General features: G+C 56.1%; 29 protein-coding genes. 2 read left to right on the top strand and 27 right to left on the bottom strand.

The genetic code is table 11. From position 1 onward, the window contains the following. Positions 1-2: 2 nt before the first annotated feature. The 5 genes from G7K71_RS08320 to G7K71_RS19350 all read right to left on the bottom strand — a co-directional run bounded on the left by G7K71_RS08320 (position 3) and on the right by G7K71_RS19350 (position 3572). Positions 3-581, bottom strand: coding sequence for a hypothetical protein (locus G7K71_RS08320; protein ID WP_166344876.1), 579 nt, complete (start codon positions 579-581; stop codon positions 3-5). A 252-nt stretch (positions 582-833) separates the two neighbouring features. Further along, positions 834-1097 (bottom strand): hypothetical protein, encoded by a 264-nt coding sequence (locus G7K71_RS08315; RefSeq protein ID WP_166344874.1) that lies wholly within the window; start codon positions 1095-1097, stop codon positions 834-836. A 162-nt stretch (positions 1098-1259) separates the two neighbouring features. Continuing rightward, positions 1260-2243: a ParM/StbA family protein gene (locus G7K71_RS08310; RefSeq protein WP_166344872.1), complete on the bottom strand. Its 984-nt coding sequence runs from the start codon at positions 2241-2243 to the stop codon at positions 1260-1262. A gap of 111 nt (positions 2244-2354) precedes the next feature. After that, positions 2355-2981: an HD-GYP domain-containing protein gene (locus tag G7K71_RS08305; protein WP_166344870.1), complete on the bottom strand. Its 627-nt coding sequence runs from the start codon at positions 2979-2981 to the stop codon at positions 2355-2357. A 75-nt stretch (positions 2982-3056) separates the two neighbouring features. Beyond that, on the bottom strand, positions 3057-3572 hold the full coding sequence (locus tag G7K71_RS19350; RefSeq protein WP_243174604.1) for a hypothetical protein: 516 nt from the start codon (positions 3570-3572) through the stop codon (positions 3057-3059). A 280-nt stretch (positions 3573-3852) separates the two neighbouring features. Here G7K71_RS19350 and G7K71_RS08295 point away from each other — a divergent pair, with 280 nt between their 5' ends. Both G7K71_RS08295 and G7K71_RS08290 read left to right on the top strand, forming a co-directional pair. After that, a complete protein-coding gene (locus G7K71_RS08295) occupies positions 3853-4689 on the top strand; it encodes a hypothetical protein (protein WP_166344868.1) in 837 nt (278 codons plus the stop codon). Positions 4690-4816: 127 nt separating this feature from the next. Continuing rightward, complete coding sequence (locus G7K71_RS08290; protein ID WP_166344866.1) at positions 4817-6397, top strand: IS1634 family transposase; 1581 nt, start codon at positions 4817-4819, stop codon at positions 6395-6397. A gap of 298 nt (positions 6398-6695) precedes the next feature. On the opposite strand, the gene G7K71_RS19835 is transcribed toward G7K71_RS08290, so the two are convergent. From G7K71_RS19835 to G7K71_RS08185, 22 genes are all read right to left on the bottom strand, one after another. Beyond that, a complete protein-coding gene (locus G7K71_RS19835; protein WP_279286280.1) occupies positions 6696-6827 on the bottom strand; it encodes a hypothetical protein in 132 nt (43 codons plus the stop codon). 170 nt (positions 6828-6997) lie between these two features. Continuing rightward, positions 6998-7729, bottom strand: a complete 732-nt coding sequence (locus tag G7K71_RS08285; RefSeq protein ID WP_166344864.1) for a hypothetical protein — start codon at positions 7727-7729, stop codon at positions 6998-7000. Positions 7730-7788: 59 nt separating this feature from the next. After that, positions 7789-8331: a hypothetical protein gene (locus G7K71_RS08280; RefSeq protein WP_166344863.1), complete on the bottom strand. Its 543-nt coding sequence runs from the start codon at positions 8329-8331 to the stop codon at positions 7789-7791. After that, positions 8328-8810, bottom strand: a complete 483-nt coding sequence (locus tag G7K71_RS08275) for a TadE/TadG family type IV pilus assembly protein (protein ID WP_166344861.1) — start codon at positions 8808-8810, stop codon at positions 8328-8330. The genes G7K71_RS08280 and G7K71_RS08275 overlap by 4 nt, the downstream gene beginning before the upstream one ends. Further along, a complete protein-coding gene (locus tag G7K71_RS08270; RefSeq protein ID WP_166344859.1) occupies positions 8807-8986 on the bottom strand; it encodes a hypothetical protein in 180 nt (59 codons plus the stop codon). Before G7K71_RS08270 ends, G7K71_RS08275 begins: the two co-directional genes overlap by 4 nt. A 46-nt stretch (positions 8987-9032) precedes the next feature. After that, the gene (locus tag G7K71_RS08265) at positions 9033-9230 is read right to left on the bottom strand and encodes a Flp family type IVb pilin (protein ID WP_166344857.1); all 198 of its coding nucleotides are present in this window, start codon (positions 9228-9230) and stop codon (positions 9033-9035) included. Positions 9231-9360: 130 nt separating this feature from the next. Next, positions 9361-10149, bottom strand: a complete 789-nt coding sequence (locus G7K71_RS08260) for a type II secretion system F family protein (protein ID WP_166344855.1) — start codon at positions 10147-10149, stop codon at positions 9361-9363. Then, positions 10146-11039 (bottom strand): type II secretion system F family protein, encoded by an 894-nt coding sequence (locus G7K71_RS08255; protein ID WP_121450833.1) that lies wholly within the window; start codon positions 11037-11039, stop codon positions 10146-10148. Before G7K71_RS08255 ends, G7K71_RS08260 begins: the two co-directional genes overlap by 4 nt. Further along, positions 11015-12256 carry a CpaF family protein gene (locus G7K71_RS08250; protein ID WP_166344853.1) on the bottom strand — a complete coding sequence of 414 codons (1242 nt, stop codon included), beginning with the start codon at positions 12254-12256 and terminating at the stop codon, positions 11015-11017. The genes G7K71_RS08255 and G7K71_RS08250 overlap by 25 nt, the downstream gene beginning before the upstream one ends. 12 nt (positions 12257-12268) lie before the next feature. After that, positions 12269-12988 carry an SAF domain-containing protein gene (locus G7K71_RS08245; RefSeq protein ID WP_166344851.1) on the bottom strand — a complete coding sequence of 240 codons (720 nt, stop codon included), beginning with the start codon at positions 12986-12988 and terminating at the stop codon, positions 12269-12271. An 18-nt stretch (positions 12989-13006) separates the two neighbouring features. Then, complete coding sequence (locus tag G7K71_RS08240; protein WP_166344848.1) at positions 13007-13771, bottom strand: GGDEF domain-containing protein; 765 nt, start codon at positions 13769-13771, stop codon at positions 13007-13009. Beyond that, entirely contained in the window at positions 13761-14480 is a 720-nt protein-coding gene (locus tag G7K71_RS08235; RefSeq protein ID WP_166344845.1) for a hypothetical protein, read from the bottom strand. Before G7K71_RS08235 ends, G7K71_RS08240 begins: the two co-directional genes overlap by 11 nt. Before the next feature lie 40 nt (positions 14481-14520). Next, positions 14521-15198 carry a pilus assembly protein TadG-related protein gene (locus G7K71_RS08230; RefSeq protein ID WP_166344842.1) on the bottom strand — a complete coding sequence of 226 codons (678 nt, stop codon included), beginning with the start codon at positions 15196-15198 and terminating at the stop codon, positions 14521-14523. Further along, complete coding sequence (locus G7K71_RS08225; RefSeq protein WP_166344839.1) at positions 15195-15578, bottom strand: TadE/TadG family type IV pilus assembly protein; 384 nt, start codon at positions 15576-15578, stop codon at positions 15195-15197. The genes G7K71_RS08230 and G7K71_RS08225 overlap by 4 nt, the downstream gene beginning before the upstream one ends. Positions 15579-15615: 37 nt before the next feature. After that, positions 15616-16062, bottom strand: a complete 447-nt coding sequence (locus G7K71_RS08220) for a TadE/TadG family type IV pilus assembly protein (protein ID WP_166344837.1) — start codon at positions 16060-16062, stop codon at positions 15616-15618. Positions 16063-16118: 56 nt separating this feature from the next. Continuing rightward, positions 16119-21551, bottom strand: coding sequence for a PKD domain-containing protein (locus G7K71_RS08215; protein WP_166344834.1), 5433 nt, complete (start codon positions 21549-21551; stop codon positions 16119-16121). A 166-nt stretch (positions 21552-21717) separates the two neighbouring features. Beyond that, positions 21718-22668: a copper amine oxidase N-terminal domain-containing protein gene (locus G7K71_RS08210; protein WP_166344831.1), complete on the bottom strand. Its 951-nt coding sequence runs from the start codon at positions 22666-22668 to the stop codon at positions 21718-21720. A 90-nt stretch (positions 22669-22758) separates the two neighbouring features. Then, complete coding sequence (locus tag G7K71_RS08205) at positions 22759-23220, bottom strand: type II toxin-antitoxin system VapC family toxin (protein WP_121450823.1); 462 nt, start codon at positions 23218-23220, stop codon at positions 22759-22761. Continuing rightward, the gene (locus tag G7K71_RS08200) at positions 23217-23597 is read right to left on the bottom strand and encodes a type II toxin-antitoxin system Phd/YefM family antitoxin (RefSeq protein ID WP_243174603.1); all 381 of its coding nucleotides are present in this window, start codon (positions 23595-23597) and stop codon (positions 23217-23219) included. Before G7K71_RS08200 ends, G7K71_RS08205 begins: the two co-directional genes overlap by 4 nt. 33 nt (positions 23598-23630) lie before the next feature. Next, complete coding sequence (locus G7K71_RS08195) at positions 23631-23774, bottom strand: hypothetical protein (protein WP_165859276.1); 144 nt, start codon at positions 23772-23774, stop codon at positions 23631-23633. 133 nt (positions 23775-23907) lie between these two features. Next, the gene (locus tag G7K71_RS08190; protein ID WP_166344829.1) at positions 23908-24678 is read right to left on the bottom strand and encodes a DUF6338 family protein; all 771 of its coding nucleotides are present in this window, start codon (positions 24676-24678) and stop codon (positions 23908-23910) included. Beyond that, positions 24678-25070 (bottom strand): hypothetical protein, encoded by a 393-nt coding sequence (locus G7K71_RS08185; protein ID WP_166344824.1) that lies wholly within the window; start codon positions 25068-25070, stop codon positions 24678-24680. The genes G7K71_RS08190 and G7K71_RS08185 overlap by 1 nt, the downstream gene beginning before the upstream one ends. Positions 25071-25231: the final 161 nt, after the last annotated feature.

Raw genomic sequence — 25231 nt, 5'->3', positions numbered from 1 at the left:
TGCTATTCCCCCTTTTTGCCGATCAGGGCCGCAAGGTCCGGGTTGCTGGTGACCACCGCCTTTTCCACCTCGCTCCAGGCCCTGAACCTGATCACCCTGTCGGCGTTCCATCTCGCGCCCTTCCCGGCGGGCAGTTTCCTGTTGTACGGCCAGTCTTTCAGCCACAACGCCGGCACTTTGTTGAGCAGGGCCGCTGCGAGCACCGGATCGTCTTCAAAGACTGCCACGGCCTGCAGTTCTTTCGTGGCCACCTCCGCCTTCTCCTGCCTGTCCAGGCCGCACAGCACCTGGTCCGCAGGGAAACCGTGTTTCTGCAGCCAGCGCACGGTGAGAAAAAGGGCGTCCCCGGGGCGGGAGCTGATGTAGGCGATGCGGTAGCCGAGGTCCGCCAGGGTTTTCAGCGTCTCGGCTGCGCGGGGGAACGGTTCCGCCCTCTGCAGGAGCCTCATACCTTCTTCAGTATTGAAAAACCCCGGCGGCACTTCCGGCGCCGGGTATTTGTTCAGCGGCACACCGAACCTGCGCACCAGTTCCAGGTTCGTGTTTGCCACGGTGTTGTCCACGTCTACGGCAATCCACATGTGTCTTCATCCTTTCTTCCAGGTGGGCCAGGACCCGCCGGGGGTCCACGCCCGCCAGCTCGAATATACCATGCTCGTAGCCGTCCTCCAGTACCGCTTTCTGAATGAATTTCCGGGCGTCGGCTTTGATATGCCTGGCGGAATAGTCGTGTGAGTCATACCTCACCGGGTTTACAGCGTCTTTAACCGCCTGAAGCACGACTGCCCGCGCCAATCGGGTGTATGCGGGTTCGAACATTAAAACCACCTCGCTCAAAGGTTCATGAATGCTTCCACATCAAACTCCACGGTCTTCTTGGGAGCTTTCCGGGTGCTGGTACACGCTCCACCGGTAAGCTTTTGCGCAATCCCGGCCAATTGGCGCTCTATCTCCAACAGCCGCTCTTCAAGACGGATGCCCGTGTCGATAAGTTCCCTCGCCCTGGCCGCCCGCTGGCCGGGAGGGTAACGGAACAGCGGGTGGTCAGCCGGCAGCCGCAATTCCAACCGCTTATACTTTGTCTTATTCCTCGCCACGATGAACCACTCCTGTAAGAGCACCGGTACCTTCTTTTCCAGGCGTCATGCGGCTTCAGACCTCTTTTTCCCGCTCCGGTTCCGGCACTCAATGGCCACGATGATCAGCGCCACAAAGGAGTACCGGTACCTGAAGCGAAAAATTGCCCTCAAAACCTGATTTTACGCGCTTTTGAGGGTTCCGGTTACAACCCTCAAAAATCCTTCCGCGTTAGCCCACTGCGGGTCCGGCAGGACCTCGGCCGCCGGGAACATATCCGTCAGCTCCGGCAACGCTACCGCCCCACCGCCGGCCAGGTAGAACTTCGCCACGAAGTCTCCTTTCTGCCCCAGGGCCGCAAGCACGCGGTCGGCTATGGCCCGGGCGGTATTGACGCGTGCCGCCTTCACCGATGCCGTCAGGTCCAGTTCCCTGCCCCGGAACGTTACCCTGCCCTGAGCGGCTACGGCTGCTGCCACGTTCATATCCAGCGGAGCCCCTGTCTCGGATCCGAAGGCGGCTGCCACAGTTTCATACATCTGGAAGACGCCGTACTCAACAGAACCGCCACCTTCGGGACCGACCATACCACCGGCCACCTTAGCCAGTACGTAGTCCGTGGTTTTGAAACCCACGTCCACGAGGCATATTAGACTGTTCTCCGGCAGGTCTGAGGCCGTCAACAGCGCTCCAGCCCCCTGGGGATATACCACCACCTTCCCGAAGGAGACCCGGGCGAGGGGACCGTCGTCTACAGACACCTTCGCGTGCAGAGCCTCCAGCTGTTTACGCAGTTCTTCCTTCTGCAGGCGGTAGTAGGCTACGGGAAGCCCGACCACCAGGGTAGCACCCTCCCGGGCCTCCAGGAGCCGGGCGGCTGCCAGTACGAGGATGTCGTGGTTGGGATGTCTGTGTTTCTCCCGGTCAAGGGTAAACGTCGCCCCCTGTCCTTCCCGCAGGGCCAGCTCACCCACGAAGTACTTTTTGGTAACGCCGTTTTTGGTATCGCCGTTCAATCTGCGGATTTCAACCACGTGGCCGGAGCCGTTACGGGATAGTTCAGCCAGCGGTAGTTCGCTGTATGGGGCCACTACGGAAGGTATGAGCACTCGTCGATCTGGAGACACGGCCTTAGTATGGCTGTAGCCAACGTCGATGGCTATCATAAAACCAGCTCCTTTCGGTAAATGGTCACAAAAAAAGCGCGTTAAACGCGCTATTTCTCAAAGCACCCGTTTTACCACACCGATAACACTAGTATAAAACACTAGTGTTATCTATTTCCCCACTGCCTTCCCCACCGCCACCTTACTTATGCCCGCCAGCACCCGGACCACCTCCCCCGAAAACCCCTGTTTTTCCAGTTCCGCCAGGGCTTCAGCCCGGGTGAAACTTTTGTCCCGGTAGGGCCGGTGCTCCAGGAGTGCCGTATAGACTTCCACTGCAGCAACTATCACCGACAGGGGGTGTGTCTCCCCGTTTCTCAGCCCGTTCGGGTAGCCGGAGCCGTCCGGCCTCTCATGGTGTTCCCTGACCACACGACACACTGGATCCGGTACGTCAGGCCAGTATTCCCGAAGGTAATACTCCCCCGCTATAGGATGGGCGTTAACCAGCTTCCGGTCGTCGTCGCTCAAACGGGTTTTACTTACCAGCGCTGAAGGCCAGGTAATCTTGCCGCAGTCATGAAAGAATGCAGCCTGGGTGAGCCATTCCAGCTCTTTTTCCTGCAAGCCCAGCGCCCGGCCCACCGCTTCGGCGTACACCGCCGTGGCAATGGCGTGACAATACAGCGTCTCGTGCCAGGCCAGCATCTGTACGGCCAGCCTGTTCGGCCCCTGGTACTTCAACATTTCGGCCAGCCACCCGGGCAGGCCCGGGCGGTGGAGAATGAGTGTGCGCATGTACGAGACCACCTTTCTACAGGTTCTTAATAAAGCAAAAGCCGGGCACCCCAAGAAAAAAGGTACCCGGCCTTATCATGCTCTCTTCCTGGCCCTGTTTTTACTGTTCCACGCAGCCGCACAGGATGCGCTACAGAACATACGGTCCGCTTTTTCGGCGGAAAACTCTACGCCGCAATTGAGGCATCTGAACTGTCTCCAGGGTCTTTGTCTTTCCGGCGGTACGAAACTGCCGTACAGGTATTCCCGGAAAGAGTGGATGAAGGCGCCTACGTCTACCGGCCCGTACTTACTGGCCTGGACGAGGCACCGGAAGAAAAGCTCAGCTAACTGCCGCTCACGCTCGGTCAGGACATGCTCCACAGGTACCACCACACATTTACCTTTTTCTATTCCCGAACAAACCCAGCAGGGCGTCGAACTGCACGCCCGGCCCCGCCGTTCTCCCGGCCGTATTGCGGTCCACTTCCCCGCACAGAACCAGCCTGCACAGCGCCTCCAGCAGTACCTGGGGGTCAGGACGGGAACGCGCCGGCGGTACGGCCCGCCCCGGAGCGTCCGCGTGGTCTTCGCGTTAGTCAGGTTCTGCAATGAAGTCCATCCTTAGCCGCTTGGCGAGGATGGCAGAGCCGCTGGTCTCCGAACTACCCAGAAGCATATTCCGGTACCTCCTTTGGTTAATAATTTGACGATTTTTGTAACTTTGTATACAAAAACCGAAAAGGGTTTTCGTCTTTCTATATTGAAAAAGTACATACAGAAATCAACAGTTTCTTTACTGAAACCTGAACCCATTCAAAACCAAACAGATATATTACTATCAAAGAAAATAGAACTAAAACATTAACCTCAAAAATGGAGTGGTAAATAAATGAACAGTATTGCAAAGCAAGAATCCTCCTCCTCAGTATTGGAGGAATTAGATCGTCTCCCTGAAATATTTAAAGTCTTTTGGCAAGAAACAGAGTCTAGCATTCCCAATGCATATTTAAATTTTTACAGCATGGAAGATTATTTTAGGGTATTGAACCAACCAATTAGTAATGAATATTATGCATTTACTCGGGTTACACCTATTCCCAAATTTATATCATCCAAATTTATATCAATCGAAAAAGATTATTTTGTAACAATTGTAACTCCTATACCAATAAACATGACGGATATAGCTCATGAGTTATGCCATTACTACCTCCACGGAGTTCTCCGTTATCCATTTATTTGGGATTATTCAGATGGAAGAATTAATGATGAACACATACTTTCACTACGCTCTGTAGCTAGCAGAATATACGATATAGCAGTTCACCCCACAATTGATGCTGTTTTAAAAGAAAGAGGCCTTTTATTTCATGGTTTTTATGAAAGAATGTATTCTGACTTTAAAGAACAAATAAAGGTAATCCTAACTCATTATAACAAAATAACAGGCATTGCAAAAATTAAAATGATTATAGGTATTATAGAGAAATTCAACCGTTTACCAAAACATTATATCTCAAAGATAATGAAAAAGCACAAAGACAATATTATATTTAAAAAAATTTTAGAAGAAATGAATAGCTATCCACAATATAACGTTTTAACCTTTAACCCTCAATCTGCCTTTGATTTTATTAATGCATTTTGGGATTTCTTGAAACTTGATCGAGAGATTATCCAACTGGATATTCTTTGGCTCAACTTTGACAGTAAAAGCCGGTTTTAGGCTCTATCAACTCTTGAAAACCCAGTAAAATCAAGGATGTATATTGGGAATATCAAAAAATGTTGTGCCACGTATACCATTTACTGTCTTTGAATATCCAATATTGCCATGTTATAATGATTATGCTATGTTTGTCAGGACTAAAACCTTCGCCAATAAAGATGGCACTAAAAGGACGTACTTGCAAATAGTCGAAGGTGTTCGCGAAAACGGTAAAGTACGCCAGAAAGTTGTTGCTAACCTGGGCCGCATTGAAGATGCCCAGTCGGGTAGCCTCGACCGTTTTATTGAAAGCCTGGCTAAATTCTCCAAAAAGAGGTGGGTCCAAGCTGAAGCCGCCAGGCTCATGGTTTTAGAGGCAAAAGAATGGGGTACTGAGCTGATCTTCCGGCACCTGTGGGAAAAGCTGGGGCTGGCTGCCATTATCAAAAACCTTCTTGATAAAACAGAAATAACCAGCCCTCTTGATGAAGCCATATACGCCATGGTCCTAAACCGTATCAGTGATCCATTGTCCAAGCGGGCGGTCAACGAATGGGTCAACGAGATCTACCGGCCCGCCTTTAAGGAACTGGAGTTACACCATTTTTACCGGGCACTGGACTTTCTCATCCTACATAAGGAAACCATTGAACTGGAGTTATTTGAGCAAACGAAAAATCTATTTAACCTGGAACTGGATCTGGTTTTCTGGGACACCACCTCCACCTACTTCACTGGAAATGGTCCCGAAGGTCTGGCGGAATACGGGTATTCCAAAGACCACCGCTCCGACCGGGTGCAGATTATTGTAGGAGTGCTTATGACCCGGGAAGGGATACCGGTGGCTCACCAGGTTTTTCCCGGTAATACTGCCGACATCGAGACCTTCAAGAAGGTCATCCATGATACCCGAACACGGTTTCTGCTCCGGCGGGTAATCTTCGTAGCCGACCGGGGAATGGTTAGCCCAACACTTCTGGATGAGCTGGATAAAGAACATATCGAATATATCGTCGGCGTAAAAATGCGCCGGATGCAGGCGGTTGCGGAAGTGTTGAAAACGGGCGGCCGTTATAAAGAAGTGGCCGAGAACTTGAAAGTAAAAGAAGTCTGGCATGATGCCAATCGTTACATTATCTGCTATAACCCAATGGAGGCTGAACACGACCGAAAAGCCCGGGAAGAGATTGTCAAGAAATTGGAAAAACAGCTCAACGAAAAAGGTCTTAAATCAATGCTGTCAAACAGTGGCTACAGCAGGTTTCTGAAAATATCAGGCGCCAATGTTGCCGTGGATCAGAAGGCTCTGGAAGAAGATGCCCGTTATGACGGTAAGTATGTTCTCAGGACCAACTCCCAACTGGACACCGCAGAGGCAGCCCTGGCATACAAAGAACTCTGGCGGGTGGAAAGGGCCTTTCGGGAATTAAAATCCACCCTTGATTTAAGGCCAATCTACCACTGGAAAGACCGCCGGGTAAGGGCACATGTCATGGTTTGTTTTCTGGCGCTGGTGTTGGAATCGGCTTTTTACCGGTATCTCAAGCTGGCCGGCAGCCAGGTTGAATACTTGTATCTCATGAGGGATTTAAAAAATCTAAAAGCTGTCGAGTTAACCCTGGAAGGCATAAGATACTTGTGCCGAACTGAATTACCAGGAAATGCTTTTCAAGCTTTTAAAGCATTGGGAATAGGAGTTCCAAATCATGTAATAATCATTAATTAGCATATCTACCACAATAAGGTAAAATGTTGTGGCACGCCAACTCGTTATGTCCCGGAAGCCTTGATTTTCCGGGGTTTTATTGGGATTGGGTGTTAAAGTTCAGTTTGGGACACCAATATTCTCCTGAGGAGATAAATATTTAATGATTTCTTTACATTCATCTCTGCGGGTTTCGAATTTTACAATGTTAGGCGTTCTCTTTAAACACATTGCAAAAATTTCATTTTCTCTTTCCATCGTAAGCATCCCCTTCTAACTATTTTTCATCCAACTGTATTTCCCATCTACACAGGAAGCGCTAGGTGCACCCCGAAGGGACCGCCTCCGGCGAGGCGGAAGTATCGGGACTTCCGACGGCTTCTATATGGACAAAGAAAAGCTCCTGGTAATAAAGGGCATTTTCCTCCATCTTCGCCAGTTCGGCGTCCAATTCCGCGTTGTTCCCGTCGGCCCGACAAGCGGTAGCCGTGTCATTTTCAAAGCCGGATTTCTGAAAACTTTATTAAGCATGAACGCTCACCTCCAAAAAAGCCTTAAAATTAGCCGGTCATGCCACTGACTCGTCCAGGCCTAGGCGCCCGTCATACGGGCCGGGATTCATCACTTCCATCCAAAAAAACAAAAAGCCGGATACTCCTTATACGGGTACCCGGAGCCCATCCCGAGCTTCCCGAGAATCCACTCCCGCTCTTTCTCCCCCGGTTTCGGATAAGACGGCCTGTACTCCACCCGGTTAGCCGCCTCCGAGCCGAAGAGCCAGCGGAAGTCCTCAGCAAACAGTTCCTCCGGGTCGTCGTACCGGTTCTTCCTTTCCGTCCCTTTCAGGCCGCGCAATCCCACGTATTCCTGCAAATCCGCTTCGGAAAGAAACCCGAACCGGATCAGGTGCCCCAATTCATGAGCCGTCGCGTAAGCCGAAAGATAAGGAGAGGCAGGCACTCCAAAAACCAGCGTTCCGACGTCGCTTTCTTCCGTCACCCGGAGGTATTTCGCGTTCGCTCCGCTGGCAAATATGAAGGCTTTCCCCGGAACGGCCAGCCCGGCAATTTCACTGCTAGACCCCGTTGCTGCGTCAGCAGGTCCATTGCACCTCTTCCGCACCACGTACACCGACCAGTCCTTTTCTTCAAGGATTGGCAGCACCGACTGGAGGTGGTAGATCTCGCAGACCACCGACTCCACGCAGGCAAGTTCCCGCTCATCCTGCACGTCCAACACCCGGTAACCAGCGACAGTGACTGGCAAATCATCTTGTTCCACCACCCGGATCTCAGCATGGGCAGGAGCGGTAAGTAGAAGCAGCAACACCAGGAAAATCAAAACTCGGCGCAAAAGATTATCCTCCTTTCATTTTTGACTCAAAATAAAGAAGCCGGGCAAGGCACCCGGCCCTATAAATGTTCCGCAATCAGTTCCGGCGCAACGGTCGAGTGCACGTACATGTCCGTACTGTCCGGCACTCCCGAGCTGATAATCCTCCCCCAGAAACTAACTTTTACCGGAAACCTGATTATCCCGGTCACCGCCGGGCGCGTGATGGTTTCGGAATAGCTGCCGAAAGTGTAGGAGAAGGGAAGCATGTCGCTGTTGACCACCCTGAAATAACATACCTCCACAGGGCCGTCCACCAGGGAACCGGGCAAAGGCTGGTTGGTTCCGTCAAGTTTGAAGTTCGCCCGCAGAACCTCGTAAAACCTGTCCCGGGCCGCCGGTTCGTCTATGACTATCCGGTTGTTTTTCAGGTCGTCCAGACTCAGCTGGCCCGCCGCCGCCCGTAGTGAGAGGTTGAGATAGTGTCTTGCGGCTATTTTCACCGCGTACAGTTGGGCCACATCCGCCAGGAGAGAACCCACCGCCATAATGGCCAGCAGCAGGACCAGAAAGGTGACGGAAGCGAAGCCTTTCTGGTCCCGCCCAACTCTCGATAAGATCATTGCTCAAAATACACCTCGCTGACCGCCGTCATTTTAACTTTCAGGACAACCTGGTTTTCCCCGGTGAGCCACCGGCCCAGGGCGTCGAAAAGGAATGTTTTGAACCGGAAGGGGTACGCCACCCCCACGGTAATCGTCCCGCCCCGCTGGACGTTCATGTTCGCATCCGTGCCGTAGACGTAAATGATCCCCGGGTTGACACTCCCCGGAGGCGAGGTACCGGAAGCGTCGGTACCCATCGCATTGCCTTCTGTGGTCATTTTCCTTATATGTTCCGCCATGGCCTGGCGGATGCCGGCGGAGAAGCGGCCGTTCATGGCCGCCTCCACCGCCGCCGCGCTAGCAGCATGGTTTATCACCGCCCAGTCGTACATTAAAAATCCCATTTCTACGACAAAAAAGAACAGCATCAGCAGGATGGCGATGACGAACAGGGCCTCGACGCTGACGGAACCCCGGGAATCTTTCCGGAAACTCACGGGCCGCCCACCTGCCCGATCTTGTTCCTCATTTCCTGCATTTTCACCCCGATTTCACCCGCCAGGCCCGAAACAAAAGGTGCCACGGCCAGGGTGAACAGGATTATATACAGGGCGACCTCGAGAAAGTGACTCCCCCTCTCGTCATGCCATATGCGCTTGAGTAAACCGAACATACTGCCGGGACAGGGGAAGCACCCCCGTCCCTCCCCCCTTTTGCTGTTATTGGCCGCTGATGTTGGGCACCGGAGTGCTGGTAACCTGATTCTGAATCTGGTCGAACTTGGACTTGATACCCTGGTTGGCCAGGGCGTACCCGGCGCCGGCCACCAGCAGGACCACCACGATGATCCACAGGCCGTTCTCGATGAAAGCGTTGCCCCTCTCGTCGGATAAAAAGCGCTTGAAGATGTTTTTCATGTCCAGTGACCTCCTCTATGTGATTGGTTATGAAAAAATCGCCGGGGGAGCTGCGTCGAACACACCCTCAACCCTCCTTCCCCCGCGAAATACCCCCCGAAAAAAAGAACCCGCCGCAAGGCGGGTTTGCTCAGAAAGCTTTGAGCTTGTTGATGATGTTTGTGTACATGGGAAGCACCCAGAGGACGATCAGGCTGAACATCAACAGCCCGGGCAGGACGGAGAGGATCAGCGGCTGCGTTTTAATCTTCCTCTTTATTTCAGTCACCCTGCGCTCGTAGGCCATGCTGGAGTAACGCTGCAGGATCTCGTCCACGTCCATGCCGGAGCGTATCCCCTGGAGGACCACGCCCACGAAGTCCTGCACCTGGCGGAGCCCGCAGCGGTGGGCGAAGTTTTCCAGCGCCTCGGCCATGGGGGCAATTTCAAGTTCCGCGCTCAAAACATGCATCTGTTTGGCCAGTTCCCCTTTCAGGGCATAGGGCACGATCTTGAGCGCCTGGTAGAGGTCCGCGGCCCGGGCGTATACCCTGACCATGTCCACCATGAGCGGGAATTCCCGGCTGATTTCTTCCTTCCGGGCTTTTTCCAATTTGGCGAGCTGCCATTCGGGGAATTTATAGACCAGGAAGGCCAGGATCAGGAGCCCCGCACCGGCAAAGGGGGACTTCCAGATAACCACTCCCCCGGCAGCGGCCAGGACCAGGGCCCCCGCAAACCGGGAGGCCATGAACAGTTCCGGCGACACCTTTATGTTCAGCGCTTCCAGCCTGACTCCGAGTTCTTTGAGTTTTTGCGGGGATGCCGCCAGGGAGCCGAGCCCTTTGAAGACTTCCAGCGTCCCGGGGAAACCTGCAAACCGCCTCACCAGCCAGGCCAGCAGCGCCATGAAAACCAGCACACAGGAAAGAACCATCATAGTTCTTCCACCACCCCTTTCCTGCGGGTGAGGTACCACGCCACGTACTCGACAACAGCCACCGCTGTCAAAACCACCTTCCCGGCCAGGCTGTTCATGAGCACTTCCCTGGAGGTGGGGGAGAATATCCAGATACCTGCCGCCGCCAGGGGTACCAGGAGTAAAAACAGGTTGATGGTCATGCTCTGGCCTCTCGTCTCCGCCTTCAGTTCGTCCCGCAGGAGCAGGCGGTTGCGGATGGTCTCGGCAATGTGCTTGATCACCTGCGACGTGTCGGTACCGTAGTGTTCCGACAGGGACACCCCCTGGACGAACAGCTCTATGTCCCGGTTGTCGGCCCGCTCCGCAAAGTCTTTCAGGGCGGTTCCCAGGTCTTTACCGGCGTTGTACTCCGCCACCACCTGCTGGAGCTCTTCCTTCAGGGGGGAGGCGGTGCCCTGGCTCACCTTTTTGAGGGAGTCCACCAGATCCCCGGTAACCTGGTAAAGCCCGGCCAGCATCTGCAGGGCGACCTCGGCCTGTTCGTCGATCACCGCTTTGCGTTTCCGGTACAGCACGTCAACCTGGCCGTGGGCGAAGGCCAGGGTCAGGACGAAGGACACAACCGCCAGGAACGGGTTTTTGAGGGCGACAAGGGACACCACCGCCAGGAAGGCTCCCGCCGTGCCGGCCAGGAGGAGAAAAGTGCGGTAGCCAATCTTCACCCCCAGCCGGTGCAGCTTCCAGCCGGTGTCCTTCTTTCCCCCGGGAATAAGGAATATGGCCTCACTTTCGGCTTCCGCCCGGGCCAGCAGGCCCCTCACCCCGGAAGCAACCGGGTTTTCTTTTTTAAGCGCCACATACCAGGCCAGAAACGCTATTGCCATCAAAGCGCATGCAATGACAGGCATGTTTTCCCCCCTTCCTGCTTTTTCCCGAAGGGGGCGATGGCGGGAAGGGGCTCGCCCAGGAGATTTTCCCGCATGCGCTCCAGCAGTTCGTCGCTCAGCCTCCCCACGGCCACGTGTTTCGCGCCCGCGTAGTCGTACCGGTAGATGTCGTTGAACACGGGCCGGCCGTTTTCGCTCCGCACCTCGGTGACGTGGGTGATCCTCCGCCTGCCGTCGGGAAACTTCTTGATGAACACGGTCATGTCCACCGTCTCCGAAATCTGGGCGATCAGGTCTTCGGCGGTCATACCGCCCACCCGGATCATGGCCCTGACCAGCCGGTGTATGGCTTCCATTTTGCCGAAATTGGTGTGCAGCGACGTGAGGCTCCCCTCGTGACCCGTGCCCATGGCCTGGAGGAGCTCGAAGGCCTCGGCGCCCCGCACCTCACCCAGGATGATCCGGCTGGGCCTCATGCGCAGGGCGTTGACCATCAGTTCGTATATGCTGGCCTTTTCGCACGCCTCGAGGGACACCACGTGGGGGTGGTCCAGGGCCAGCTCCCGGGTGTCTTCAATGACAATGAGCCTTTCATTCTCCGGAATGTGGCTGGCCAGGAGGCGCAGGAAGGTGGTCTTGCCGGAACCGGTGGCCCCGCACACGATGATGTTCAGCCTGCCCCGGACGGCGTACCGGAAGAAGTCGGCCATCTCCCGGTTCATGTACCCCTGGGCGATCAGGTCTTCCTCGGAGAAATACTTGACCACGAACCTCCTGATGGTGACCACCGGGTTGGGCGCCGAAGGCGGCACCACCGCGTTCACCCGCGACCCGTCGGGTAGCCGGGCGTCCACCAGCGGTTTGTTGAAGTTCACCCGGCGGCCGCACCGGTGCACTATGCGGTGGACGAACGTCAGCAACTCCTCATCGCTCTCGAACTCCACGTCCACCCGCTCCATTTTGCTCCCGGCGCGTTCGATCCAGATTTCGTTCCTTTTATTGATCATTATCTCGTTTACGTCCGGTTCCTCCAGGAACCGTTCCACCGGCCCGAGGCCGATGAGGTAGGAGATGACCTCCTTCTCCAGGCCGGTATCCTTCCGCCCCACCAGCTCCCTGACCTCTTTCCTGATCACTTCCTCCTGCCTGGTACGGTCTTCACAGTCCTGCAGGAACAAATCCCCGCATTTTTTCACCACGCGGTACCTGACCCGCTTGAGAAGGTCGTGAAATTCCAACCGGCATCCCCCCTACTGTTTCTGCGGCCCGGGTTTGCTTTCAGCCGAAACGGTTTCCCCCTCTTCCCGGAATACCAGTTTGGGATGTTCCGGCAGGAGATAGAAAGCCTTCGCCCGGGCTTTCGCGTACAACAGCTCGGCAACCAGGTTGCGCGGCACGGCGATGGTGATGGTGGAAGCGTTGTCCGGTACGGCCTGCTTCATCACCTGCACCTGCCCCAGCACGGGAACGGGTTTGTCGGTACCGATGACCTTGAGCCTCGTGCCGACGATCCGCGCCCCGGTGTCCATCACGGCTACCGCCGTGACGGTGTCCCCTTCTTTAATGCCCTTGGGCCAGCGGGCTTCTTCCGAATTGAAGCCGACGTATGTCTCGTCGGGCTGGAGGTAGCTGAAAGCCCCCGTCGCCTTATCCGGGTCCTGCACCAGCCGGTCCGCGATGAGCTGTTCCCCGGGATACAACGACGAGGCGGCATATTTCCCTACAGCCGCATCAAGCGACCTGACGGCTCCGGGGGCGAGGTCGCCGGCGAATACCGTGCCCTCCCTGAGTGCGTCTTTCCGGATCTGTTCCCCCGGTCGAACTTCTCTGGCCACCATTACCACTCCGACGGGACGGTAGACCAGGTGAAAGGTAGCGTAGAGCGAGAAGGCGGCGGCCAGGCTCAGCAGCACGGCCACCCAGAAGGAAGTGTTCTTCTTTTTGAGACTGAGCTTCGGCAGTTCAGGCATCCAACATTCCCTCCCTGTTCAGTTTTCTCCAGCTATTACCACTTTGTTGCGGCCACTGTTTTTGGCGGCGTACAGCGCCCTGTCGGCGCGTTCCAGCAGGGTTTCCATGCTGTCCTGCTGCGTGCGCCCGGCGACCCCGACGCTGCAGGTCACCGCCACCGGCCCGGCACAGGTCTCAAAGGGCCGGGCGGCCACTGCTTCGCGTATCCGTTCCGCCACTTTACCCGCACCGGCCGGGTCCGACCGGCAAAGGACTACAAACTCTTCGCCGCCGTAACGGGCCAGCAGGTCTTCCGGCCGCAGGCAACGGGACACCGTGCGGGCGAATCCCCGCAGCACGTCGTCCCCGGCCCGATGCCCGTAGGTGTCGTTGACCTTCTTAAAATAATCGATGTCCAGGAACAACACCGAAAAAGGCCTCGTGGAGGCCATCATGGAGTTCAAGCATACCTCAAATCTCCTGCGGGTAGCGGCCCCGGTAAGTTTGTCGCTGGCCGACGAGAAAACCAGGGGCGCGGTACGCTCCGCAACCCGCGCCGCCCTGGTCCACTGGGCCGATTCCATTTCCACCAACTGCCGTCTCAGGGTTTCCGCCTCCTCCGCCAGGGAGGCAAATTCCCTGATTTTTGCCGGTTTCCTCTTCAAGAAGAGGTAGAAACCGCCGTTGGCCAGGGCCAGGACGACCAGGAACAGCACCGCCAGCGACGGCCGGCCGGCGGCGGCCATTGCGGATGCGGCCAGGGCCGACGAGAAGTTGATCAGGCTGCACACCTCAAGGCTCAACGGGCACCACCTCCAGCATTTCCCGCACGCTGTGGGTGCTCCAGGTCCTGCCGTCCTCCGTCCAGACCATGACGGGTACCGGACCCCTCCACCGGAAGAGGGAAATTTCCCCGGTGTAGCCCATGCCTTTGAGTGTGCGTTCCGCTTCAGCCGGGTCGCCCTGCGCGATTACGGGCTGCCATCCCTTCCCCGCCGGGTCCCTGCCGATCAACTGCTTCAAAGCATCCCGGCAGGCGGGACACTCCGGGGAAAATAGCAGGACGGGTTTAAGGGCCGTATCGAGTTTGACGGTTTTCCCGCCCTGTTCGACCGCGATGTACCTGCCGAACGTTTCCTGACTGAAGCCGCCCTGCCCGGGTGCCGGGCCCCAGAACATCAGGGCGGCAACCAGAACCGCCGCCAGCACCCCGCTCACCACCCGGAACCTGTGCCCTCCCGCCGCTACGGATGAGGTCACCACCCCGGCGGCCAGGAGCATGTCCGCCTGAATGCATGTGGTACAGCGGCCGGCAATTGACTGCAGGACCAGGGAAACCGCCACCAGGACAGTTCCGAGGAGCACGGCCTTCAGGTGCTGTTTCGACGAGACGAACCCGGCGCACAGGGCGCTCCCCAGGACGGCCCCGGCGGTCACCACGTCCGGGGAGCCCCTGACGGCGAGAAAAATTGAGGCCGCCACGAAAAAGCTCCCGCTGATCAACCCCTGCAAGGGCACCACCCTTTCTTTCGGTAATTAATTGCATGCATCTTCAGCCGCCCGGTGCCACCTTCCGTTGAGGTCGTAGTAAAACGTCCCCCCCCTGGCCGCACCGGTTTGCGGACAGGTAATCGAAGTTGCCCGGCGCAAACCTGTCCAGGAAGTTCAGCGCCAGGGTCTTCACCCGGCCGAAAGTCCTGACGACCACGGACGGGTAGTACGGGCTGTGCCTGTCGTCGTAGACGGTTATCCCGGTTATCCTCGCGTCACCCCCTTGTGCGGCGTCCATCTCCGCCGGGCGGTTGAGCTCGAACATGGTCTCGGCGGCGGTAAAGGCTTTGGATCCCCTGAACTCCACCCAGCGGTCCAGTATGGTGTAGGAGCACCCGCCGCAGTCGCAGCAGTATTTCTCCCAGCCGCCGTTGTCGATGAGATCCCTTTCCAGGCCCGAGACCACGGTCGTGCCGCAGGACCTGCAGCAGGGGTCGCATTCTTCATCCCCGCAGCAGGTGGTGTACTCGCCCATGTCTATCTCCAGGGTAACGTAGCGGTCGGCGGTCATGGCCGCGGCCAGGGCGGCCGCGTCGTCCGCCGTCTGGAGTTTCTCCGAGGCCGCCTTGTACCGGGCGAAGTCAAGGGCGATGGCCGCCAGGGTGAAAGCTACGGCCACCACCATGGCCACTACGGGCAGTATGCTCCCCCGTTCGTCACTCAACAGGTTGCGGATCATGAGAAGTCCCACCACCCGAATGTGGCCTCGCTTCTCAAGGTCACCTCGTCAAGACCGCCTTTACCGGCCAGGGCTGGAAAGTTCCGGGAGAAAAGGGGCGCCCGGTAGGTTGCCACGCAGGTCACCAGCCGCCTGTTACCCCCGCTGTCCGGGTAGAATTCCACCGACAGCCGCTCGGGCTTGAGGCCCCACACCCAGGCCACCTCCAGGGCCTTCCGGTAACCGGCGTACTCACTCCCGGTGAGAACCGCTTCCCGGGCTCCCTCTCGGCACACCTTGTTTATATTGGCGTAGTCGTTCAGCACGCCCCAGAGGGTTATCATCCCCAGGAACAGGATGATCAGCACCAGGGACGCGGCGGCAAATTCAACCAGGATCACCCCTTTTGCATCACCGTGAAGATGTTTGCGACCACGGTCAGTTGAATTCGGAGGGATTCCTGAACCTGTACTCAATGACACACCCCACCTTCCGCTGAATTTTTATGGGGCCGTTCCACCCGCCCCCTCCGAGCAGTTTGGGCAGGCCCGGGTAAAAGTTTTTCATGGACAGGTTCGCCTGCGCCCGGGCCGTGTCCCCGTCCCTCCATACGGCCACGTCCATGCCCTCCGTTGCTATGGACACCGTTCTGAGGTGCCGTAAGGCCTGGTCGCGGGACTCCCGGGCGTCCCCGGTCACGGCCAGGTGGTGAGCGGCCAGGCGTGCGGCCTGGGCGGCCACCGAGCTGTTGTACAGCCAGAGGCCCAGGACCAGCAGGAAAATGACCATGGCGACGAACAGCGGCGCGACCAGCCCGAATTCAACCACAACCGAGCCACGTCGGTCGCGGCCAGGCGAGAGAATATTTTCTTCCCGTATGAGCATCACCCCCTGAAAAAAAGAGCCCCCTCTCGGAGGAGAGGGGGTTTTACCAGGCACTGCTACCAGGACAGCGTCCTGATGATCAACCTTCTCTGGATGTGTCCTTTTATCTCCAGCAGCATCACGTCTTCCTTGGCCGTACCGTTGCGGTACCCGACCACCTTGACCAGGTAGGTGCCGTCGTCCGGCCAGCGGCCGTGCACCGTGCGCTCCGGTATCGTGTAGGTGTAGGACCAGGTTTTGTCCGCGGGGTTGTAGGTCATCCAGGCTTCGTGGGATGAGCCACCGGGCGGCAGGGCGGCACTGCCGTCGGGCTTCTGCGGCAGGGGAATGATTACCTTCATCCTGTCGATTTCCACCGGCTGCCCGTTCGAGATCCTTACCGCCGACGCCCTTATGGTGACATTTCTGCCTCTTTCCCCGGGGTTGGGTTCTATGCTCCCTATAACCCTGAAGCTGTCCAGCACGGTCAGTGTCTGCCGGTACCAATCGGACCATTTGGGCTCCAACTGGGGCAGTCTGGGCTGGTCCTGCACCCTCAGCTCGATGTCGTAGACTCCGGCCCCACCCACATTTTCAAACACGGTGGGCGGGTTGGTGAAGTATTGCCACGCCCCGCCGTCCTTCCTGATGCGCCACTCGCGGGCTACGATGGGGTCGCCGTCCGGTTCGTACGACGTGTCGGTGTAGGTTACCGGGTCGCAGTCATAGACCGGGTTCGGCTGCACCGTGAACCGGGCCACGGGCGGCGTGTTGTCGGGGATGACCTGCACCGTCTGGTAGAACGGTTCGGACCATAACGAGCCGTCGCTGACTTTCAGCTCGATTGTCCACTCGCCCACGGTACCGAACCTCGTCGGCGGCGTGCTCGTTGGGCTGCTCCAGGCACCTCCCGGCGGCCTGACGCGCCACTGCCGCTGGGTGATTGGATCACCATTGGGGTCGTAGGACATATCGGTGATGGTCACCGTTTTGTTGACCACTGCCGGGTTCGGCTTGACCGTGAACTGGGCCACCGGGGCCATGTTCACGTTCCGCGTGCTGACGAGCTTGATCACGGGGAACGACCACACGCCCTCCATGTCCTTGACCTCGTACTTGATCAGGTAATCGTTGTCTTTAGCCAGCGTTGTGGGCCTGCCGCTGTTCCAGGTCGGGCTGGTGGCAGGCCGCCAGGACCACCTGTGCTCGACAATCCCCTTGTTGGGCAGTGATATGTGGTCCAGGTCGTAGGCGTCGCTGGTAAAGCTGGTTGTGTAGTAGGATACGGTGTTCTGCTTGTACGAAACCACTATATCATCGACATAGGCGCTGTCATCGTAGCTGCTTACACTGCCGTCCTTGGTGTACTCGAATTTTACTGTATGCTCACCCGTGGGTAAAGCCTGTTCATAGTATAGCCAGCTACCATCCCCTGAGCGGTTGACGACTCTGTTACCGTCAATGTAAATTCTGAGGAAATCATAATTGGCCTCCGACTTCACCAGGTGCCAGAACGATATGCGCCCGTCCGTTGCGCCGGATGGTATTGTGACATTGAACTGGGTGCTTGTCGTTTGACTGTGGCCTATGCTATTGCTTTTAAACGAGTAGGAACCGCCGTGACGCTGATTTGTGCTTCTTACCCAGTCGCCGCTGAAGCTGAAGTTGTAACCGGTATCCTCAAAATCCTCCGTTATGGTATACTGCTGCGTTCCACTCCCTACGGGCGTCAAACTGACCCCGAACATGGCCACCGGTCTCCTGTGCACGTACAGGTGCAGGCTTTCCGCCGGCATGTACGACCACAGGCGGTATTCGTCGAAGCGGTCGTCATCCTTGGGGTTGTCCCGCGCCTGGAACGTCGTGACGAACTCGCCTACCTTATCAAACCGGTATACCGGAGCGGGCAGCCACTGCTCGTGGAACGGGGCCAGGCCAAGGCTGTTCTCGAAATAGGTCGGGTCGTGGCTGTACTTCCATCGCTCGGCCATTTTGGGGTCTTCTTCGGGGTCGTTGTAGTAGGTTTTGTAGTAAACTTCTTCGTTCAGCAGGACGTAGTTTTCCACCGGCGGGTAAAGGCTGTTCAGTTTGTTGATGATATAGCTCGTCAACTGCTGCATGGCCGTATTCCGGTTGCTGTTCAGGATGAACGTCCCCTGTCCGTCGTTACGGGCGATTATGTTCATGGCCTGCGCCTGGTTGGCGGTACTGCCCAGCACGGAAAAGTCAACCCGGTCGTTCAAAAGCTGCGAGTAAATGTATGCAGCCTTAACCGGATCGTTGAATTCCGGATAGGGAACAGCGCTAATGTTGACCAGAAAGTGTGCAGCATCGTCCCGCCATATGACCTGGCCCTGGAGAACCTCATCGAGGGTTTTGCCGCTCGTAACCGTCATAACGAGGTTCTTGAAGGTGAACCAGGACAGCATGTCGCAATCGTGCGGAGCATAGCTGGCAATCGGACCGAAACCATTGCCGTACTGATGCGGCAAAGCAAACCCGTCAATAACCTTACTCCCGTTATCCCAGAGATCCAGTCTGTCCGGCGTTGCCTCGATCTTGATGCTATGGTCGCCCTTAAGCGCCTTTGGGAACGTCCCTATCTTGTTCGCATAGGGGGCATTGGCCAATAGGTAATACTGCTCGTTGTGGAAGGAGTTTACGTTAACCCCGGGGATTTCGTACAGCTCTATGCCCGCCTGCGCGAACAGGATGACATAACCGCTCAGAATGTCGTTCTGGATCTTGCTGTTGAAGAGGAAGCCGCCGCCCTCCATGCTGTGGTAGTTAATGCCGCTCTCCGAGAGATCGAAAGTAAACGTCTTCTTACCCGAAGTGTTGTCCGGCATGAACAGGAAATCCTTGAAAGCCGGCCTACCGTAACCGTAGAAATATACATCCTTGCCTACTATGATTATGTGGTTCTGCCCTGTATAGTAGCCACCGGTGTCTTCCCCCCAACGACCTACATGATCGTAGGCCTGCCAATTGAATGTATCCTGCATTGTCATGCTTTGCGCCTGAACCGAGCTTATCTGGTAATCGACGTTGTTTGCCTCAAGCTCCGGTTTCAAGTACTGGTTGATAAGCCCATCAAGGTTCTGTACGATGGCCGCATCAAACCCGGTCCCCTGGGTGTTGCCTACCGTAAAAATGATATCCGCCTTCTTCTTCCGCAGCACGTCAAACCCTACGGACGGGCGGATATTGATGACTTCGGTCTTTTTCTCATCCAGGGGTTTGGAGGACGTATCGGCCTTTAGATAGTCTTCCGCCGATACAAACTCCGTAAGGGTGTCCTCACCAAATCCCTCCGTCACTTCCAACTCGATCTGGTACTTGCCGACCTGGTCGGTTTGGAAGCTGGGGGACATCTCGTTGCCGTCGCTGAACACCACCCACTGCTCGTCCTCGAAGTTCCCGTCGTTGTTGCTGTCGTAACGGTACTTCCAGGTCCGGTGGGCAATTATATCTCCGTCCGGGGAGTAGGACGTGTCCCTGACCTCGACGGTGGCCTTCTTCCCGATGGCGGGGTCGCGCAGGTAAGCCTGCTGTACCACGAAGTCCGCCACGGGCGGCTCATCCGGCCGGATGTCCAGCGTCCGCTCGTACCATTCCGAAGTGTGACCGGCGGTGTTGGTTACCCGGAGCCTGACCTTGTAGGTACCGGGTGTCTTGAACAGCACCTCTTTTTTGTCCGGCGACACGTCCTTGACCTTGATGGCCTCGGACGTCGCGCCGTTGCCCGCCGGGAGGATCTCCCACTCGTCCTGTTCTTTGATGATGGGGTACCTGGCCGAAGACTGCCCCGCTTCGGTGAGGACAATCCTGCGGTTCTGTTTGTAGGCTCCTTCATCCGTAAAGAAAGCCTGCGGTATCGCCGGTTCCACGGTCACCGTAACTTCATCGGTGTCCGTGGCCCCCCAGTTGTCCTCGACGGTCAGGGCAATTTTGTACTGCCCTTCCTTATCGAAGTATACCGTGCTTTCCTCCCCTTCCAGTTCCCCGACCACGTTTTCAGCCGGGGTCACGGACCAGGTGAGCTTGACGATCTCCCCGTCCGGGTCGCGGGAGGCGCTGCGGATGGTTACGTCATCGCCCTGAACGATTTTATCCGGGACGACGATCCTGGCCCTAGGCGGCTGGTTGACGACTTCTATTTCTTCCTCCGTGGAGTCACTGTCGCCCCTGTCATCGGTAACGGTCAGTTTGACCGTGTACGTCCCGAGTTTGTGGAACACCAGGGTCCCACCGTCATCGCCCAGGTTTTCTTCCACGTCCGTGGAGGGACTTATACGCCATTTCACTTCCACAATGTACCCGTCGGGGTCGTAGGACCGGTTGGTGACGTTAACGGTCTGTCCCGGGCCGCACTCGGACGGCATGGAGAAGCGCGCTACCGGGGGTTTGTTCTCCGGTTCCGGCGGTTCCGGCGGAGGTGGAGGCGGCAGGGATTCACCGATGGCGATATATTTGGTGCACTCGCCCTTCGCCCCTTTGTTGTCCGTTACGGTCAGCTTCACGGTGTACGTGCCCTTCTGGGTAAACTTCAGTGTGCCGCCCGTGTTGCCGAGCGTGCCGGTATAAGAGGAGGGGCTGACGCTCCATTCCCATTTGGTGATGGTACCGTCGTAGTCCACCGAACGGTCCCGCACGTTTACCGGCTCATTGACTTCCGCGCTGGGTGGCAGCTCGAAATCGGCCACCGGCGGCATGTTCCCCCCCGGCGGAGGCGCAGGCGGCTTTGCCCCGGCCTGGACGCTGATTGTTTCGGTTGTCGTGGTGGTGCGCCCAACCCCGTCCGTCACTTCAAGCTTCAGCGTGTAGGTTTTGGCGGTCGGGAAGGTGTGCGATACCTGCTTGGAAAAGCTCTTGGTTCCCGAACCGCTGTCCACCAGGCCGGAGTCAACGTAGAATTTGTAGGTGATTGACTGGTACTGGTTGCTGGAGTGGACGAATGACGTGCCGCTGATGGCGATTTTCACCTGCTCCCCGGCTTTGGCGGTGGAGGGGGGACTGATCCGGGCGCTGGGGTACGGGGTGGTCATTACGTACACGACGCCCTGGCTGAAGCCCGTAACCACAGCACCGCACAACTCGGCAAAATCTCGGATGTAGGTCCGCTTTTGGGAGCCGGAACCCCAGCTGATCGTCGACTCGTAGGAGCCGATCCTGCTGGTGACGAACGACGGGTTGCCGTTCAGCTCCCTCGCGGCGGTGGTGTAGCTGCTGCTGGATACGAAGTTGTAGCCCAAACCGCCCCCGTTGTCAAAAGTGTTGAAGTATGCTGTTTTACCGGACCCGCTCACGGCCCCGCTGATCTGGACGTCCCAGACACCGATGTAGTTGGCCATGACCGGAACAAAATTAGAAATGTTTACTACTGTTCCCTTCTTACACGGCAGGCCGGAGTCGGACCAGCCGTAGGCGGGCGGCCCCGCCGGGTACAGGGTTAACAGGAACGCCACCAGGATTACCAGCGCCGTTACGCGCTGCCTCCCTTTCCTCATACGTAAAAGATCACCTCTTTTCTTGCTCGATTTTTTCGCTGCAGACTCCAGATAAATTCAGCCGCTATTTTTTATCCATCCCTCCCTTCTCTTTACCGGCAGCCGCCTCCAAAAAATATATGAACCCTGCCCGATCCGGGCAGGGTTGCCGGTTGTAGCTGCTCTTTTACTTTTGTTTTTGCTTTATGGTGATGCTCTGCGTTTTTGCTTCCCAGACCACATCCATGCCGATCTGTTCCGAGACGAAGCGCAGGGGGATGAGGGTCCTGCCGTTAACCACCTTTGCCGGTACGTCAAGTTTTGCCGCCCGCCCGTTGACCTGGGCTTCGGTGGAGCCGAGGGTCAGCACCACTTCCCTGTCCCCGAGCTGCACCTTGATTTGCTTGCTTTCGGGCAGCCATTTCACATCCGCACCGAACTGCTCCATCACCCCGCGCAGAGGCACCAGGGTCCTCCCGTTTTGGTAAACCGGTGCCGCGTCCAGGCTGGCCCTGTGCCAGGTACCTTCGCGGGCAACGGAATAGTCCTTCTGGTTCAAATAAAGCACCACGGAGACTTCCCCGGGTTCCGGCGGGGGCAGTTCTTCCGGGGAAGGCTTCTCATTCGAAGACCCGGTTCCGGGCTGCTTCTTTTCACTGCCGCCCAGCAGTATCTGCTTGATCTCGGCTACGGACTTGCCCTGGCTGAAAAGCTTCCAGACCTCCGCTCCCTTACCGTTGAACCGCTTGTCAAGGACAATCTCCATCAACTCGGGGTGGCGGGCGAAATAACTGCCGCTTTCACCGTAAAAGGTCAGGTTTTCCTTGATTACTTCCGCATAGGGTGAGTCCTGCCAGGGCACCCCGTTAACTTCAAGAACCTCCTCTGCCGGGTATCTCTCGCCCATTCCTGCCCCAAGTCTCCATGCATATTTTTCAATGTCGGGAAATTCCATTATGACTATCTTGCTGCCCATACGGTACTTGATGGGGGTGAGACTATCAACGGGCGGGCCGTTCCACCGCATATACTCCACGTCTTCATCCCCCGTCCACCCCACGGTGGCAAACAGCGTGAGCGCCAGTACGGTTACGGTGAGTATTAAAAGGCCCTTTCTCCACATCCGCTTGATTTTCATAGGTAACCTCCTTTATGTATTTACAGGTTAACGATGATCGACTAACTGGTCAACTGAAGCCGGTAATCATGCTCCTCTCTTTCCTTCCCATTACGGCTGGACGCCCCGGAGCAACCTCACATATTTCTTCCTTCCGCCCAGCGTGTTCACCAGCCTTTCATCGGCGGTCCAGAACTCACAAACACCCCCCTCGGATTGTTGTGCGGCTATCTCTGCCACCGCCAGGTATGCGGCGTCGTAAAGCGTGGGGAGGTTTTCTTTTACGGCGATGTCCCAGGCCGCAGCCGACACCCTCTCATTTTCCAGGTAGGTTATTATCTTCAACCGGCCGAACATGCGCCAGGCTTCTTCCGCTTCCTCCGGGGTTATTTCTTTTCTCCTGGCTTTCTGGCGCAATACACTGCCCACCTCGGCCCAGGCAAAAGCGGGCAATACTATTGTCCGTCCGGATTCAATAATGCGTTCCATCAGGAACGCTGCGGCATCACTCCCTTCTTCCCAGGTGAGGAGCTTGATCAGTACGCTGCTGTCCAGGCATACGTAGCGGCTCAACGTACCCTGCCCTCCCGCAACTCCCGGATAAGGGGTACAGAGTCCTGCTGCTTGCCCCTCCGGGCCATTTTTTCCCTCAGCCTGGTGATTTCCTGCAGGGTGTTTTTCGTTTCGGCCACCCGGAACAAATTTTCTGCCGCCTCAAGTTTTCTCAGCATTTCTTCATAAGCGGAAGCCCCAACAATATAAACGACTGGCTTTGACCTTTGCAGAACCACTGCTGGTTCACCGGATTCAACCACCCGGGTAATTATTTTGCTGGCGTTTTGCCGGATATCTGTTACATTGACTATATGCATTGCTATCATTCCCTTCAACTGCATTGCTGTTAATATTATACCATGCAACATCACCTGCCCGCAAGAATTTCTTTCCATTTCCGGGTGCCCGCATGAAAAACTTCCCGATATTCAAAGCAGCAAAATGCTGTTCCGGGGAACGAGCAGGTTGAACCAGAAGGGTTCCTTCCCTTCCCACAATTCTTCTTTGGCGTTCCACAAAACATAGCCGTAAACCAGTATCAGGACTATGATTCCCGGATGTGCGCCTGGCATAAGAAACCCTTTTAACCACAGTACAGCTACCCAGCTTAAATACACCCCACACAGAGCGGTTAGGAAGATCATAACGACTGTCATACACCCACCCCCCGAGATTTTCGTCCAGAAAAAAGTTAGAGCGGGAGGACTACAAACCTTCCCGCTCTAACTTACCCGGGTTGTTCTTAATTGCCCGGATTTTCCCTTCATACACTTCGTCCCCGTAACCAGGGGACATCCAGTTCAACACCTTTTTATGAGCTGCTATTTTTCGCAATAACTCCAGGGACTTTTCTTTATCTCTTTCCGCAATCTCCACAATGTTAAGATTGACAAATTCAATCCTAACAACCTCGTCCAGACCGACCCATATCTGTTTTTCCGGGTTATCCGCGTCCCTGACCAGAAATGCCGTTTTCCCATTCCAGTTGTAACGGAGGCATTCACCTTCCACCTTGTGGCCATCTTTCAGATGAATAACCACGTCCGGCCGCAATCCGGCTTTACGGTACGCAATCAGCGTTTCCAACAGCGAATCACCCGGTTTTACTTTTACCACCGACCCGCGCTGGTCCCATGGCCTGCCGGTTACCATGAGCAGTTCTACCCACCCCAAAATAAATGCCACCGTGTATTCGACCGAAAACATTATTAACATGGCCTCGGGGCTCGGCTTCACCTGCACAACCCCGCTGGCGGCCATGATTGTATTCATAAAACGCTCGAAAATGCCGGAACGACCGGCGAGTTGTAGGGCTCCCATAATCCCGAGAGCTATTACAAATACACCGGAGCCGGTGGTTAAAACATCTGACAATGATCGTTCCGTCCGCCGTCTTCCGGCTACACCCAGTGCTACACTGCCCGGAACATATATCATCAATAAAAACAAAAGCGCCGCGAGAGTCAGCCCGGCCACTAACGGCACCACCTCTCAAAATCAAACTCACCTCGCCGGATCTCGCCCCACGACAGGTCTACCCACTCATTTCGACGCTCTCGTACTAAATCCTTCCATACCAGGTAAGCAAGGTAAAAGGCAACAACGGCAAGATGGAAAAACAGCAACCACCCGCCTACCGTTAGCGCCCTGACAACCGGAGCCGGCTCCCACCCGTCCTGCCATGCCGCAAAAAGCATGGCCGCCAGGTACAAACCGTAGCCGGTCCAGATCACAACGTCAGGCAGGATTATGCATTCTCCATGCAAGATATCAAAATAGAGACGCGGACGGCCTTTTTTCAGCTTGGCGATTTTCTTTTTAAAGTAAATAGCGAGAACTTTAAACGTCATCTTGTTTACCGGGAACACCTTTGCTCTCGTCACCTCCTTTTCGCAAAATGGTACCAATACAGGTGGGATTCGGCAGTAAACAGAAAATCTCGTGTCCGGAGAAAAAACTTCCCGATGTTAAAGATCTCAGCCGCAGGATTCCCCCGGTTTCAACCGGGGGAGTAATGCGGCCATTCATC

Origin of the sequence: Desulfofundulus sp. TPOSR (assembly GCF_011393055.1) — a bacterium.
Classification (GTDB): domain Bacteria; phylum Bacillota; class Desulfotomaculia; order Desulfotomaculales; family Desulfovirgulaceae; genus Desulfofundulus; species Desulfofundulus kuznetsovii.
The sequence above is the reverse complement of the archived record's forward strand: the minus strand, read 5'-3'. Positions and strand labels throughout refer to the sequence as shown.